Origin of the sequence: Pelomonas cellulosilytica (genome assembly GCF_021353265.1) — a bacterium.
Classification (GTDB): Bacteria; Pseudomonadota; Gammaproteobacteria; order Burkholderiales; family Burkholderiaceae_C; genus Pelomonas; species Pelomonas cellulosilytica.
In genome coordinates, this window is the sequence record NZ_JAJTWU010000008.1 from 82,717 (window position 1) to 98,331 (window position 15,615).

Here is a 15,615-nt window from a genome sequence, read left to right on the forward strand (position 1 = left end):
TCGACGAAGCTGCCGACCTGGGTCAGCGTGACGGTGTCGCTGCCGACGATGCCGATGAGGCTGCCACCGGTCAGCGAGGCTGTGGTGAGGCCGTCGTAGACCTTGTTGGCGACGGTGCTGCCGGTGACGGTCAGCGCCTTGGGCGTGATGTCGGCGGAGAGGCCGGTAGGTTGCGTGACGCTGTAGTTGCCCGCGTCGGTGCCGCCCAGCGTGTCGGCGGCTGTGACGGCCTTGGCGGTGCCGACGTTCTTGTCGGCAAAGCTGCCGACCTGGGTCAGCGTGACGGTGTCGCTGCCGACGATGCCGACGAGGCTGCCGCCCGAGAGCGAGGCGAGCAGCACGCCGTCGTAGACCTTGTTGGCAGCTATCGTGCCGGTGACGGTCAGTGCCTTGGGCGTGATGTCGGCCGTGAGGCCGGTGGGCTGCGTGATGCTGTAGTTGCTGGCGTCGGTGCCGCCCAACGTATCGGCGGCGGTGACGGCCTTGGCGGTGCCGGCACTCTTGTCGACAAAGCTGCCGGCCTGCGTCAGCGTGACGGCGTCGCCGCCGACGATCCCCACCAGGCTGCCGCCACTGAGCGAGGCGGTGGTGAGCCCGTCGTAGACCTTGTTGGCGACGGTTGTGCCGGTCACCGTCAGGGCCTTCGGGGTGATCGTCGCGGCCTGTGTGCCCGCCGTGAGCGTGTAGTTGCCGGCGTTGGCGCCGCTGAGCGTCAGGCCACCGAACTGCACCTGCGAAGCCAGTGCCACCTGGCTGCTGTTGTAGGTCGCTGTGGCGGTGCCGCTGAGGGACACGGTGTCCAGAGAGTACGGCTTGCCGTCGGCCGTGCTCCCACTGCCAGCCGTCTCCGTTGTCAGCAACGCGGCGGTGCCGATGGGCGTGGCCACGACGCCGCCGTTGTAGGACCGGCTGGCTGCGACCGTCAGGCCGCTGGCCGTCAGCGCCTTGGGCGTGATGTTGGCCTGCACGGAGCCGGCGCTGATGGTGTAGTTACCTCCGTCGGCGCCGCCGAGCGTCAGCCCAGCCAGCGTGACGGATTTGCCTGTGCCGGCGTGGCGGTCGGCGAAGGCACCGGTGGCCGTGCCGGAGATGTACACGTCGTCACCGTTCAGCGCCTTGCCGTCGCTGGCGTTGACGCCGCCACCGCTGATGGACGCCCCGCCACTGACCTGGGCGGTGGTTGTGCCGTCATAGACCTTGTTGGCCGCTGTCAGGCCGCTCACGTTGATGGACTTGGGGTTGACGGTGAAGTTGCTGCTGCCGGTGTTGACGGTGATCTGATAGCCGAGAGACGACGCGAACGTGCCCTGGCCGGTCAGGTTGACGGTGTAGGTACCTGCTGGCATGAAGCCGGCGCTTGACGGCGCGTAGCTGCTGCTCGTGAAGTTCAGGCTGCCGGTGGTGGCGGAGCCCTGCGTGTCGCCGTCGATAAAGCCGGTGATGATGACGCCGGGGGCAGCGCCCGAGTCGCCGTAGGTGATGGACGAACCGGAGCCCACCGACACAGTCAGCGTGGGTGCCGTGCTGTAGACGAACCAGTTGCCGCTGCCCGGTGACGAGCTGTAGCTCAGGTTGTAGCGCTTGCTGTAGCTGCTCATCCCCTCCGTGGTGGCCGAGGGCGACGTGGAGTAGACGAGGTAGCGGCCACTGCCCACACTCAGGCCGGTGTCGGTGGGGAGGTTGTTGACGAAGTTGCGGCCGGCGGCCACGATGAGGTCGTTCGAGCCGGTGCTGAGCGTCTTGTTCAGCACCACGTCGCTGCTGGCGCCTGCGGCCCGCACCGTGCCGCCGCTGGTGAAGCTCAGGCCGTCGACGCCGTCCACGCTGCCGACGGTGAGGCTGGTGGCGGCGTTCGTCAGCGTGCCGGAGCCCAGTTGGCCAGCCACGGTGCCGACGGCGTTGCCGCTGCCGTTGAGTGTGGCCGTGCCGGTGCCGCTGAGGATCAGCTGGTTGGCGCTGACGGTGCCTGAGGCGCCTTGCGTGATGGTGCCGGATGTGCCGGTCGCCAGTTCCAGCACGCCGGTGCTGGCCGTCACCGTGTTGTTGCCCAGCGCCAGCGTGCCGCCATTGGCCTGCAGCGCCAGCCGGCGCCCGGTCGCCTCGCCGGAAGCGATGTTGCCGCCCAGGGGCACGCCGCCCGAGCCACCCAGCAGGCTGACGTCGGCGTCCAGCGTGGCGCCGCCGCGCTTCATGCTGGCCTGCGTGAAGTCCAGCGTGCTGATGCTGGTCGCACCGCTCTGGTCGGTGCGGCCGAACTTCAGGTCGGTGAAACCGCTGGACTGCTGGATGACGGCGCCGATCTGGCCGGTTGTGATGCCGAAGCCGTTGTTGTTGCCGCCAATAGCGGCCGTCAGCGTCGGGTCGGCAGCGGCCACCTGCAGGGTCCCGGTGCTGGTACCGACAAGCTGAGTGTCACCCGCCAGCAGCAGGCCGCCGCCCTGGGCTGTGTAGCCGCCGACCTGGAAGACCAGCGACTGAGTGCCGGCCCCGCCAATGACGGCGCCGCCCTGGAAGCGCACGCCGCGGCCCTGGCTGCTGCCATTGAGGCCGGCATTGGTGACCGCGATGCCAGCGCCGTTGACGTTGGCCAGCACGATGTCGCCGGCGGCGTTGCTGGTCTTGTCGGTCGACTTCTTCAGCGTGATGGCCACCTGGCCAGTCCCGGCATCCAGCGTGGTGCCGGCACGCTGGACGATCTCGGACACGCAGCTGCTGCAGTTCGCATCCACGACGCCCTGGGCCACGCCCTGGTTGGCAATCAGGGTGAGATTGCCGTTGTCGGTAGTGATGCTGGCGTCGACGTAGACGCTGCGACCCGCCTCCAGCGTGAGGCTGCCACCGGCGCCGCTGGCCGAGGTGGTGATGGCGCGGGCCACACGGATGTCGTTGTTGGCCTGCAGCGTGACGCCTGTGCCGGCGTTGAGCATGCCGGTGATGGCAGACGGCGTGATGACGATGTCGGTCGACGGGTTGGCCGAGAAGCCCAGCAGCCCGGTTGACGTGCTGCCGCCACTGGCAGTGTAGGCGCTGCCATCGGGCACGAAGCGGCTGCCGTTCCAGTTGGCGCCGCCGGCGTTATGGATGGGCGTGACGATGCTGCCGCCGGAGGCGCTTTCATCGACCAGCGTCGCGGCGTAGACATGGTTGCTGTTATTGCCGGACGAGCCGTTCGGCGCAGCCCAGATCAAGGGCCTGTAGGCGACGCGCTCTGCACTGGTGACGGCCGTGGGCAGCATGGCGACCCGGATATCGCTGGTCAACGTACCAACGCCCACGGTGGACGTGTTTTGCCCCAGGCTGGTCTGTGCGATACCCAGGATGCTGTTGCGCCAGCTCACTTGGCCGGCCGCGCCCTGAGCGCCGGACAGCAGCGTGACGGCACCGTAGCCGTCGATGCCGCAGTAGTCCAGCGCGCTCATGAACAGCAGGTCGCCGGTGGCCGTGCCGTTGCGGGTCAGCGCCACGTAGTTGGCGCCGACGCCGTCGCCTGCGGCATTGCCCACCAGGCTGTTGCTGGCGCTGACGGCGGCACCGGTGGAGGACTCCCCGTAGGCGTGGCCGGTAGAGCCGTCGACCCAGGTGACCGCTCCGGCTCCCGCGCCGCCGGCGCTTCGGTCGGCGGTGTTGGTCCAGTGGCTGGAGCGCACCACGTAGTTGGTTTGGCCGTTGGTCGTCACTGCCGCCACGCCGCTGATCACCGAGCTGGTGCCCAGGTAGCTGTCATACAGCGAGGTGGCCATGCCGATGTGGTCGCCGGTCGACGAACCGACCAGGCTGTTGCTGGTCGACACGGTGCCCGAGACGCCGCCCGTGCCGCCGAACGTGACCGCGCCTGCGCCGGTGGCCGAACCGTTGGACCACCAGGGGCTGACGATGGCGTAGCGGCCACCGGCCAGCGTCGTGATGCCGCCAAAGGCGAAGTGCTGGGCAGAGTTGGGATCGATGTAGGCCGAGTAGGCAACTGCGTCACCCGCCACGGCGCCCACCAGCGAATTGGTGGCGCTGACCGCGCCACCCGGGCTGCCGTCCTTGAGCTGGCCGGTGCCGCCGTTGATCCACGTGGCCGCGCCCTTGGAGGCCGGGGCCGAGAACTGGTCCCACGCGGCCGAGGAGGCCCAGAACGGCGAGGCCACGACGGCGTTGCCGTCGGCCAGCGCCTTCACGCCGCCCCATCCCAAGCGGTCGCCGTCCATCGTCGTCACACGGTCGGGCCAGTCGTAGTTGAAGCCCTTTCCCTCGATGTAGCGGTAGATGTAGTCGGCCGAGTCGGTCATGCCGAGCAGCTTCTGGTTGCCCGTCGGTTGTTGCACGCTGGTGGAGGGCGTCGTGCCGACCATGCTGTTGCTGGCCGAGATCGTGCCGGTCACGCCGGCCGTGCCACTGCCCCAGGTGACGGCGCCGCGCTCGCTGTACCACTGCGAGTTGGACAGCACGAAGTTGCCGTTCGTCAGCTCTGTCACGCCGTCGATGGGCAGGCGAAAGCCGATGTAGTCGCCTGCGTGGCTGCCGACCAAGCTGTTGCTGGCCGACAGCACGCCGCCGCTAGCGCCACTGGCTAGCTGGCCGTTGCTGCCGTTCATCCAGGTCACCGCGCCCGCCTGAGCCGCGCCGGTGTTGTTCCAGTTGGGGCTGGCCACCAGCACGTTGCCGTTGGTCAGCTGCTGGTAGATCGGCGTGACGTTGAGCACGAAGCCGGTGGTGATGCCGTAGACGTCGATCAGCAAGGACAGCGGCTGCGGCGTCGGTACCGAGTAGTCGCTGCCGAAGGTGGCGGTGGAAGCCGTCGCGACATAGGGGCCGACCGGGCGCGTGAGGGTCGTGGTGACCGGCTGACCGGCAATCGTGCCGGAGGACACCGTGGGCGTCGCCCAGGCCGTCGTTGCCAGCGTGCCCAGCCGGTCGCCCACGGCGGTGATGGCCGTGTGGTTGCCGTTGTTGAAGGTGTCGGCTGTGTTGCCGACCAGGCTGTTGCTGCTGCTGACGGTGCCGGTGCTGTTGCCGCTGCCCAGCCACGAGACGGCGCCCTTGCCAGAGCCCCAGAACGGGCTGACGACGAGGTAGCTGCCGCCGTTGAGCGCACCGCCCAGCAGGCCGATGTGGTCGCCCGTCGTGGTCAGGTAGGTGGTGGCGTCCGTCCAGGCAATGCCGCCGCGGGTCTGGTTGGTGGTGGACAGGCTCGTCACGTCGGACGTGGTGCCCACCAGGCTGTTGCTGGCACTGATGTTGCCAGCCAGGCCTGTGCTGCCGCTGCCGAGCGTGACCGCGCCCTTGCCGCTGTCCCAATTGGGGCTGCGCGCAACGTAGCTGCCGTCGGATAGCACGGCGACCGCGGACGTCAGCTGCGCATCCCAGTTGCCGATCGAGCTGTAGTAGATGCCATTGCTGTTGGAGCTGTAGGCGCCGTAGCCACGGTGGTCGCCATAGTGCACGCTGCCGACGTAGTCGCCCGCATGGTTGCCGACGAGACTGTTGCTTGACGATACCGCCGCGCCGGTGCTGCCGGCGGCGAAGGGCTGTCCGTTGCTGCCGTCCACCCAGGTCACGGCACCGTAGGCCACCGTGGTCTGAGCAGCGCTGCTGCGGTTGCCCCATTGCGGGCTCAGCACGATGTAGTTGCTGCGCAGGCCGTTGGCGCCCGTGGCTCCCACCGCCAGCACGCCGCCAGAGCCGACGGCTTCGTAGGCATCCGAGCCGACCAGGCTGTTGCCGCTGCCGACGGCACCGGTGCGGCCCGCCGTGCCGCTGCCCCACGTCACCGCGCCGGCGTTGGCGGCGGCGCCGTTGTCCCAGTTGGGCGAGACCACGGCGTAGTTGCCACCCGCCAGCTCAACGATGAACTGGCCGACCTGGTCGCTGCCGGTGGAGCCCACCAGGCTGTTGGACGACGTCGCCACGCCTGCCGTGCCGATCGCGCCATCACCAAAGCCGACGGCGCCGGCGCTGCCGGTCCAGGTCGTCGCGTCGATCAGGTAGTTGCCATTGCTCAGCACGCGCACACCGCCGGAGAGCGCGCCGGATTTGCGGGTCGTGCTGGTCGTGATGAGCGTGCTGCCGTTGTAGTCGTAGCTGGAGTACAGCGAGCTGTCGCCCAGCGAGTAGGCGCCGATGCCGTCACCAGCATCGCCGATGCGGCTGTTGGACGCGCTGACCGCCGCGTTTGTGGCGCCGACGCCGAATGGCTGGCCATTGCTGCCATCCACCCACGTGACCGCGCCGTTGGGGCTGTTCTCCAAGAAGCGCCCGGCTGCGGTGTTGCCGTTGCCGCTCCAGTAGGGGCTGACGACCACATAGTTTTGACCGGTGAGGCCGACTTGCTTGACGCCACCGCTGCCGACGAAGTCGTAGGCGCTGCTGCCCACCAGGCTGTTGTTGGTGCCGATGGTGCCCACCAGGCCGCCGGCGCTGACCCAAGTGACAGCACCGGCGTAGGTGGCGCTGCCGTTGGTCCACAGCGGCGAGTTGATGACGTAGCCGCCACCCGGCAGCGGCGTGACGAGCTGGCCGACGAGGTCGCCGGCGGCGCCGGGCGTCGTGGTGCGCCGGTTCGTGCCGCCGTCGCTGTACTGGTAGGGCAGCGACGCGGTGCCGAAGCGCTCCAGGTCCACCGGCGTGTAGGCCGGGTTGTAGGGCGTGCGCTGCCCCAGCACGTAGACCTTCTTGCTGCTGTCGCTGGCGGCGGCGTCCACGGGGGCCTGCGTGCGGTTGGGGGAGCTGCCGAGCAGTGCGGTGCTACTGGAAATCGCGCCACCGGAGGCGCCACCGGCCAGCTGGCCGGTGCTGGCATCCATCCAGGCCACGGCGCCGCGGCCGTTGAACCAGGTCGGCACGCCGATGGCGAGGTTGCCGTCGGTCAGCTCCGTGATGGTGGTGCCGGGCCGCACAACGTTGGAGCCACCGGCATCCAGCTGGTCACCGCCTCCCACGCGGTCGTTGGCCGTGACGGTGACCGAGCCGGCGTTGTTGACCGTGAGGCCGCTGTAGGTGTAGCGGACCAGGCTGTCGACGTTGGACGTGCTGCCGACCAGGCTGTTGCCGGAGCCGACGGTGTGCGAGCCGCTGCCCGTCTGGCTCTGCCACGTGATGGCGCCGGCCGACGCGGTGGTGTTGTCCACCAGCGCATAGGCGCGGCTGGCGGCGGGCGAGGCGGCGGAGCCGCTGCTGTCCTGCGAGTCGTAGGAAGTGACGGTCCTGTTGGTGATGGTGCCGAAGTCGGGGCTGAGCACCAGGTAGTTGCCGTTGCCAAGCACCTTGATGCCGCCGCTGCCGATCTTGTCGTTGGCGCTGGGGCCGCGCAGGTTGGCCAGCAGCGCGCCGGTGCTGCTGTTGAACAGGTAGGCGGCGCCGGTGGCCGTGGTGGCGCCGGTGTTGGCCGTGGGGGAGGTGATGACGGCGTTGCCGTTTCCCAGGACCTGAACGGTGCTGCCGAAGCCGTTCGTCGTCGTGGGTGTGGGGTCGCTCAGGTCCAGCGTCGCGAGCGCAGTGGAGGCGTTGTCGACGAGGATGTTGCGTGGGTCCAGCAGCAGCTGGCCGTTGCGGCCGTCCCGGCTGGAAAGGTCGGCCAGGCCCTGGAAGATCAGATCCTGTTTGCCCGACACCTCCGCCTGGCCTCCGGCGCCGCCCAGCGTGCCGCCCCGGGCGCTGAGGCTGCCGGCGAACAGCGTCTTGGCGTCGGACCAGACGACGATCTGGCCGCCGTCGCCCCGCGCACCGTTCGCATCGGCGCGCAGCACGGTGGCGGCGTTGATGCCCACGGTCGTCGCGTTGCCGAGGTCGGCGTCGGCGCCATGGAAGCCGCCGCCGACGCGTAGCCGACCGCCCAGGGTGCCGCTGGCATCCAGCGTCGCGGCACGCAGCTGCACGCTGGCCGCAGTCAGGTCGATGCTGCCGCCGCGGCCTGCACTGGATTGCGCGCTGAACTGCGCGGAGCTGTAGATCGTGGCGCTGCTGTTGGCGCCCGTGCTGCCGGTGACGGCGATGCGGCCGCCGGCCGTGGCGCCGTCGGCGACGATGGCGGCCTGCGCCGTCTGCACGACGGTCTCCGCCTGCACCTGCACCGCACCGCCGTGACCGGTCCTGGACGACACGTCCAGCCGCGCCGACTGGCCGACGTACTCGCCTTGCAGCTGGATGCTGCCGCCGTCGCGTGCGGTGATGGCGCCGCTGACGTCCACGTTGCCCCCGCTGATCGACACCCGGCCGCCAGCGGCCGCGATGCTGCCCGAGGTGCTGACAAGGCGCACGACCCCGTCCTGCTCCACCATCTGGCTGGCGCTGCTGCCCCCGGCCACGGCCTGCTGCAGCAGCTGGCGCGCGGCGCCCGCGGCGAGGATGACCTGGCCGCCGTCGGCCACCAGGGCCTGCCGGTTCTCGATCAGCGTGTCCAGCGTGCTCGGGTCGACCTTGATGCCCAGCAACTGCGAGCCGTCGAAGTTCAGCGTCACCGCGTCGCCGCCGGCCAGCGCTACCGTCCCCAGGCGGGCGCTAATGACGCCTTCGTTGCGCACCTCGGGGGCCAGCAATGCGACATAGCCGCCGTCGGCAGCCGTCAGCGTGCCTTGGTTGACGACGCTGGCCGTGCTGCTGCCGCGCGTGAAGCGCAGGCGGCCGGCCAAGAAGTCCTCGTCCGAGAGGTTCATCGTCGATGCGACGAGCCCGCCCACGTCCACCTGCGAGCCCTGGCCGAAGACGATGCCGTTCGGGTTGACCAGCAGCACCTGGCCGTTTGCCGAGAGCTTGCCGAACACCTGCGACAAGTTGCCGCCGACGACCCGGTTTAAGGCGACCGAGTTGGCGTTGGGCTGCAGGAAGCGCACCTCGGCCTGTGCACCGATGTCGAAGCGCTGCCAGTTGATGGCCGCCTTGGCGCTGCCCTGGGTGACGTCCAGGCGGTTGCCGTTCTGCGCCCACTGCGCCTGACCCTGCGTCACGCTGCCGCCCTGCGGCAGCGCCGTGGTGGGCGGCGGCGTGGCCTGGCCCCAGGCCGACAGCGCCGCGCCCGCCAGCGCAACGCTGGCCACAGCCTTGGCGGCGCCGGCGCGGCCCTTGCCGCGCCCGCTGACGAGTTCAGCCACGGCGACAAAGCCGCCGGCAGCGTCGCTCCACACCAGACGGAACGCACGGTTCATCGAACCAGGACCACGGTTTTTCATGTCAAACCTCAACGATTGCTAGCGAGGGCGGGCGGGCAGGGGAAGGCCGGCCGTCTCAGAAAAACTTGGACAGGGACAGCAGTGCGCGGGTCTCCTTGCGCGTGCCGTCGGCGTCCTGTTGCGTCACCGGGTTGCGCGTGGGGTTGCGCCCGTGGCGGTGGGCCAGCGCCGCACGCGCCGTCACGCCGCCCGGCGCCTCCCACGTGAGCTCCACGCCCGAGCCGCTCAGGTGGAAGCGGTTGGGCTGCTGCGTTGCGAGGTTAGGGTCCTCGTCGCGCCAGCCCATGCCCTGGTCGTGGAACAGGCTCACCGCCCAGGCCGGCGAGAACTTGAACTTCCAGTCGATGTTCAGCAGCAGGCCGGAGTCCACGCTGGGCTCCGACGTGCTGTAGGCGCGCACTGCGTAGGGACCGGCGAGCTGGAACTTCTCCGACGGGTCCAGGTTCTTGCTGGCTTTCTGCGCGGCACCTGACAGGGTCAGCGTCTGCTGCGCATCCAGCCGCTGCAGCCGCGTCAGCGTGGCGTTGAAGTGGCCGAAATGGCCGTTGCGGCGCGGGCCGCCGGGCAACTGGTCACTGGCCAGGTCGGCGGCGTTGTCCGACAGGTCCAGCTTGCCGACCACGGCCTGCGCAGCCACCATCCAGACACCGCCGCCGCCCCAGTCGTCACGCCGGTCCAGGTTGAAGGACAGCGTCATCAGGTCGATGCGCTTGCGGCTCAGCTCCACGCCGGCTACGAGATTCTTGAAATGCTTGCGCTCGGCCGCGAGCTGCAGGCTGGCGTTGCGCTCGGTGCTGCGCTGCAGCGGGTAGCTCAGCAGGCCACCCAGCGTGCTGGCGTTGCCGGCGTAGCGCACGGTGTTCAGGTCGTAGCCGTAATGCAGGCCGGAGGTCTGCAGCGTGCCCCTTAGCCCGTCGCTGCCCAGCGGCAGCGACACCGCCGCGCGGCCGTAGGTTGAGTCCTTGCTGCCGAAGGTGGCCAGCGACCACTGGTCGCCCTGAGCCAGCGGTCCGTTCAGCGCCAGGTTCACGGCAACGCGGGCCTCGCCCGTGGCGCGGGAGCCGGTGTTGTCCACCATCGCGTTGCCGGTCAGCAGCGGCGCGTCGGTCAGCGCGGCGACAAGGCGTGTGTCGCCGGCCTTGTCACCCGGCTCCAGCACCGATGCCGCGCGCATGCCGGGCGTCTCGTTCAGCAGCGTGATGGCGCGCTGCACGTCGTCCGTCCGCAGCGGCTCGCCTTCCTTCTGGCGGGCCAGCAGGTAGTCGCGCGCCCGTGCCTCGGCCAGCGCGCGCGGGGCGCCGCGGTTCTCGATGCGCACCGCCGACAGCCGACCCTCGGCCACCTGGATGCGCACCACACCGTCGCGCACCTCCTGCTCCGGCAGCCAGGCGCGCGCCAGGTAGCCGCGCTGCTGGTAGGCCTCGACGATGGCGTCCACGGCACGCCGCAGCGAGGCCAGGTCGTGCTTCTGGCCCACCCACGGCTGGAGCACCGTCTGCAAGGCCTCGGCATCGAGGAGCTGCGCGCCCTGCACGTCGAAGCGCTGCACGATGACACCGACGCCCGGTGCCACCTGGGACGGTCTGGGCGCCGGTGGCGCGGGCAGGCCCGATGGCCGCGGCCGGGACGTGGCCTTCTCGGCCTCCCTCAGCAGGTCTTCGCCGGTCGGTGGTGTCTGCGCGCGCAACGGAGGCGCCAGCAGCACGGCGAGTGTGGCGGCCACGGGGGTGAGCACTCGTCGGGCTCGATGCATTTGCGTCTCCGTTTCTTTGGAGCCGCATGACCGAGGCCACGGACAGGGAAGGCACGACGGCCGAACACGGCGCGCTAGCCGGGCTTGGCTTGAGATCCGCTCCCTGTTCCGATGCTGGCCGGTGCCGATCTGCAAACAGGTTGTTCGCCGGACCGGCGGTCATGCCGCCCTAGTTCTGTAACTTGGCGAACCCATCCTAGTCCTGCGCTTCATGCGCCGGCAAGCCGGTAAAGGGGCGAAAGTGGTGGCAGATTGCCGGGTCTTCAGGCTCGTTCAGCCCAGCGTGGCGCGCCCGCATCGGTCCGGTTCCGGGGCATGGCAACCCCTCTTGCGGGGTGCGGCGTGTCAGGCGTAACGCGTGGCTCGGCCGGGGCGAACGAAGGCCCACAGCTGCAGGCCCAGGCCGCGCGCCGTCGCAATGGCCAGACTGCTGGGCGCGGACATGCAGGCCAGCAGCCCCGCGCCCGCCATGGCGGTCTTGTGGACCAATTCGAAGCTGGCGCGGCTGGACATCAGCACGAAGCCGTCGTGCCGGTCGGCGTCGCGGCGGGCGAGGGCGCCAACCAGCTTGTCCAGCGCGTTGTGGCGGCCCACGTCCTCGCGCACCAGCACGACCTCGCCGCTCGGCCGGCACCAGGCTGCCGCGTGCAGGCCGCCGCAGTGGGCGTTCAATACCTGTGCGTCGCGCAAGGCGGCCAGCGCATGGTCGAGAGCGCCGGGCGCGAGCGTCGGCACCGTGACCGCCGCGGGCTGTAGAGCACCGAGCTGCGCCAGGCTTTCCACGCCGCACAGCCCGCAGCCGGTGCGGCCGGCCAGCGTGCGCCGCCGCACCTTCAGCCGCTGCTCGCAAGCGGCGGTCACCGTCAACGCCAGCTCGATGCCTTCGGGCCGTAGGTCCACCTCTACGTCCAGCAGCTCCTGCCGCTTGCCGACCCAGCCCTCCGCGAGGCCGAAACCCAGCGCGAAGTCCTCCAGGTCCGCTGGCGTCGCGAGCATGACGGCCTGCGAGATGCCGTTGACCGTCAGCGCCACCGGCACCTCGACGGCGACGGTCTCTTCGGCGGGCGTGTTCAGCGGTTGCAGTGTCAGCAGCGGTGCGAAGTCCTGGTCCATGGCGGCGATGATAGGAGCGTCATTCCGCCGGAGCCGCCGTGTACCTTCCCGCCCATTTCAACGACACCGACATCGGCCATGCGCTGCGGCTCATCGCCGAGCATCCGCTGGCCTTGCTCGTGGGCCCGGACGCGCAGGGCGAGAGCTTCGGCACGCATGTGCCGCTGGTCGCCGTGCCCGGCGATGGCCTCGTGCTGGAAGGCCACATGGCCCGCGCGAATCCGCATTGGGGCTGGCTGCAGGCGCAGCGGCGCGTGCTGGCTGTCTTCAGCGGACCGAGCGCCTACGTGAGCCCGCGGCACTACGAGTCGGTGAAGAACGTGCCGACATGGAACTACGCGGCACTGCACGCCTATGGCGATGTGGTGTTGATCGACGGCGCCGCCGACAAGGACGCGCTGCTCAAGCGCCTGATCGGGCAGTTCGAGCCCGACTACTCCGAACAGTGGCGCGGCCTGCCGGAGGACTACCAGTACAAGCTGCTGGGCGCCATCGTGGGCTTTCGCATCCATGTGACCCGTTGGGAGCTGAAACTCAAGCTCAGCCAGAACCGCGCTGCTGTCGAGCGCGAACGCATCCGCGAGGCGCTAGCGGTATCGACGCGCGGCGATGAGCGTGCCGTGGCGGACTGGATGACGAGGCTGGGCGGCTAGGCCTCGACCGCCTCGCCCAACGCCCGCCGCAGCGCCATCGCCGCGTGTGGCGCGCGCTCCTTTGCGCCGCTGATGAAGTAGACGAACACGTCCCGCGGTCGGCCGGTGCCACCCGTTGAGGGTTCGATGCGGGGCACGCCCTCCGGCTCGCTACCCGCTGCCCAGGCGTGTGCAGCAGCGGCGAGCTGGGGAAAAACGTCGGGCTTGCAGCCCAGCGGTTCGTCGGTGTGAGTGCGCATGATGCGCGTGTAGACGAAGTCACCGGTCACGTCGGCGATGGGCGGGTGATCGTCGGACTCGGTGAAGACTGTCGCCACGTTGAACTGGCGGGCCAGAGCCAGGTAGTCCGCGCATTGGAAGCTGTCATGTCGGACATCCAGCGCGTGGCGCAGCGCCAGGCCGTCGACGCTCGGCGGCAGCAGCTCCAGGAAAGCCGTCAGGTCGGCAGCGTCGAACTTGTGGCTGGGCGCAAGCTGCCAGACGATGGGGCCGAGCTTGTCGCCCAGCTCGGCGATGCCCGAATCGATGAAACGTCGGATCGACTCCGCACCCTCGGCCAGCACGCGCCGCTGCGTGGCGAAGCGGATGGCCTTCAGCGAGAAGACGAAGCTGTCCGGCGTCTCGTGCCGCCATTTCGCGAACGTGGCCGGCTTCTGCGCACCGTAGTAAGTGCTGTTGATCTCGATGGCGGTGAGCCGCTGGCTTGCGTATGCAAGCTCGCGCGCCTGCGGCCAGCCCTTGGGATAGAAGTTGTCCCGCCAGGGCTCGAAGTTCCAGCCACCGATGCCGACACGGATCTTTCCTTCGCTCACGCTGCCTCCTGGGCGGTTGGGTGGCGCGAATCTATCGGTGTGGCTTCAGCGGTGCAAGCTGTTCGGCGAGGAACGGTTCGAGCATGTCCAGCATCTCCTGGTGGCTGGACCGCAGGCTGAAACCATGGCCTTCGCCGAACTTCGCGAGCCACAAGGGCTCGTTGCCGGCGCGCCTGAGCGCATCGCGCATGAACTCGGCCTGCTCCAGCGGCGTGCGCTGGTCGTGCTGACCGGCCACGATCATGACCCTGGCCTTGATGCGCGACGCCAGGTAGCGCGGCGACACCGCGTCCAGAGCGGCCTTATCCTTCACGGGGTCGCCCGTCATGTCGATCCACAGCGCACGGGCCTCGTGGTGCCGTGACAGGTCGCCCCAGTCCGACGTGAGCTGCCGCGCAAGGTCCGAGACCGGAAAGCTAGCCACGGCGCAGCGGTAGCGGTCCGGGGTCCGAGCGACGGCCATCAGGCTGGCGTAGCCGCCGTAGCTGGCGCCCATGATGCACAGGCGCTGCGGGTCGGCGACGCCGCGCTGGATCAGCGCGTCCAGCGCGTCATCGACGTCGTCCTGCATCGCCAGGCCTATCTGGCCCCGTGACGCCAGCGCGAACCGCTTGCCGAAACCGGTGCTGCCCCGGAAGCTCGGCAGCAGCACCTGGTAACCGCGCGACGCCAGCCAGCGGGCCATGGCCATGTCGCCGTCGGCATCACCCCAGGTCGCGCCTCGGACCCATGGCCCGCCGTGCACGATGACGATGGTGGGCAGCGGCGCAGCGGGGGAGGCCTGCGGCGGCCGCAGTACGTGCGCCGACAGCGGCAGGCCGTCGCGCGTGCGCAGCGCCAGCGTCTCGGTGGCCGGCACGCGGCGCGCGTCGAGGCCGGGCTGCACGTTGAGCACCTCTCTCAGCCGCCCGCTGACCGAGTCCAGCAGATACCAACGCGCGACTTCGGTGTCGGAGCGCGAGCTGACGAACACCTGCGACGACGCGGAGAACTGCAGCGCATTGATGCGCCCCGGCAGCGCCTGGTCTACCAGCGTCTGCAGCCGCCGGCGCCGTTCGTCCATCCACGCGAAGACGGGGCGCGTGGTATCCATCTCTACGCCCAGCAGCTCGCCGTTGGCGCTGCGCAGCAGCACGCCGATGTCGTCGCCGAAGGCATCCACGGCCACGTCGTAGCTCGGATGCTCGATCAGCACGTCACCCCACTGGGCGCTGGCGGGGTCGTACTCGCGCAGCGCGACGGTGTCGCGGCCTTCGTTGGTGGCTACCAGCAGCTTGCCGTCGGGCTCGACGCTGACGGGCAGGCGCACATCGTCGCGCCCCGTGCGGAAGCGCCACAGCTCGCGCCAGCGGCCGTCGGCGTCGCGGTAATGCACAACGCGCTCGGTGGTGCGCTCCACGTCGCTGATCGCCACGCGGGGCTCCAGCTGCGGGTCCAGCACCCAGTCGATCGTGCGCGCGGGCCGCTGTGCCGTCAGCAGCTGGCGTTTACCGGTGGCAGCGTTGACGCGGTAGAGGTCCACGCTGTCCTTGTCGACGTCGTTGCACTGGCCGATGAATTCCTCGTCGCTGTCAGGCACGGCTTGGACCGGCGTCATCGAGGTGTAGCGGCGCCGGCTGCTGTTCACCCAGTCGTTGAACGTGGCGTGCAGCTTGCGTTCCTGCTGGCCATCGCGGCTGATGACGAAGAGGCCACCTTGGCGCAACTGGGTCTTGCGGCTCTGGCCGTGCTGGTCCAGCGTGTACAGCAGGCGGCCATTGCCCAGCCACATCGGTTGCGCGATGTCGGCATCGATAAAGCCGATGTGGGATTCGTACCGGCCTTCCTGCAGGTCAAAGATGCTCAGCCCCATGCGGCCGCGACGCGCCGCCAGCAGCGCGAGGTAGCGGCCGTCGGGCGACAGGCGCGGCGCAGCGAATCTAGCGCTGCTGAATGCTTCATCGACCGTCAGCGGCTGCAAGGGCGGCGGCGTGTCGGTCAGAGGCGTCTGGGCGGCAGCAGGGGGCAGGCACAGCGAGGCGGCCAGCAGCAGCGGGGCGAAAAGTATCGGGCGCATTCGGATGACAGCGAAGGGTGTTGGAGCGCCGGCTCTGCGGCCGGGCGGCAAAAAAAGAGCCAGCACGCCCGGAGGGCGG

The 15,615-nt window shown here is 69.7% G+C and carries 6 protein-coding genes; 1 reads left to right on the plus strand and 5 read right to left on the minus strand.

Features of this window, described 5'->3' with window-relative positions:
* The 3 genes from LXT13_RS19575 to fdhD form a co-directional block, all read right to left on the minus strand.
* Positions 1-9,125, minus strand: a 9,125-nt coding sequence (locus LXT13_RS19575; RefSeq protein WP_233373652.1) for a YDG domain-containing protein, incomplete at its 3' end; no start/stop codon positions are given.
* A gap of 79 nt (positions 9,126-9,204) precedes the next feature.
* Complete coding sequence (locus tag LXT13_RS19580) at positions 9,205-10,884, minus strand: ShlB/FhaC/HecB family hemolysin secretion/activation protein (RefSeq protein WP_233373653.1); 1,680 nt, start codon at positions 10,882-10,884, stop codon at positions 9,205-9,207.
* A gap of 363 nt (positions 10,885-11,247) precedes the next feature.
* Complete coding sequence (fdhD, locus tag LXT13_RS19585; protein ID WP_233373654.1) at positions 11,248-12,015, minus strand: formate dehydrogenase accessory sulfurtransferase FdhD; 768 nt, start codon at positions 12,013-12,015, stop codon at positions 11,248-11,250.
* Positions 12,016-12,053: 38 nt separating this feature from the next.
* On the opposite strand from fdhD, the gene LXT13_RS19590 reads away from it, so the two are divergent.
* Positions 12,054-12,668 carry an FMN-binding negative transcriptional regulator gene (locus LXT13_RS19590; RefSeq protein WP_233373655.1) on the plus strand — a complete coding sequence of 205 codons (615 nt, stop codon included), beginning with the start codon at positions 12,054-12,056 and terminating at the stop codon, positions 12,666-12,668.
* On the opposite strand, the gene LXT13_RS19595 is transcribed toward LXT13_RS19590, so the two are convergent.
* A complete protein-coding gene (locus LXT13_RS19595; protein ID WP_233373656.1) occupies positions 12,665-13,480 on the minus strand; it encodes a DUF72 domain-containing protein in 816 nt (271 codons plus the stop codon). The two genes, LXT13_RS19590 and LXT13_RS19595, sit on opposite strands and share 4 nt — an antisense overlap.
* Before the next feature lie 31 nt (positions 13,481-13,511).
* Positions 13,512-15,536 (minus strand): prolyl oligopeptidase family serine peptidase, encoded by a 2,025-nt coding sequence (locus LXT13_RS19600; protein WP_233373657.1) that lies wholly within the window; start codon positions 15,534-15,536, stop codon positions 13,512-13,514.
* Positions 15,537-15,615: the final 79 nt, after the last annotated feature.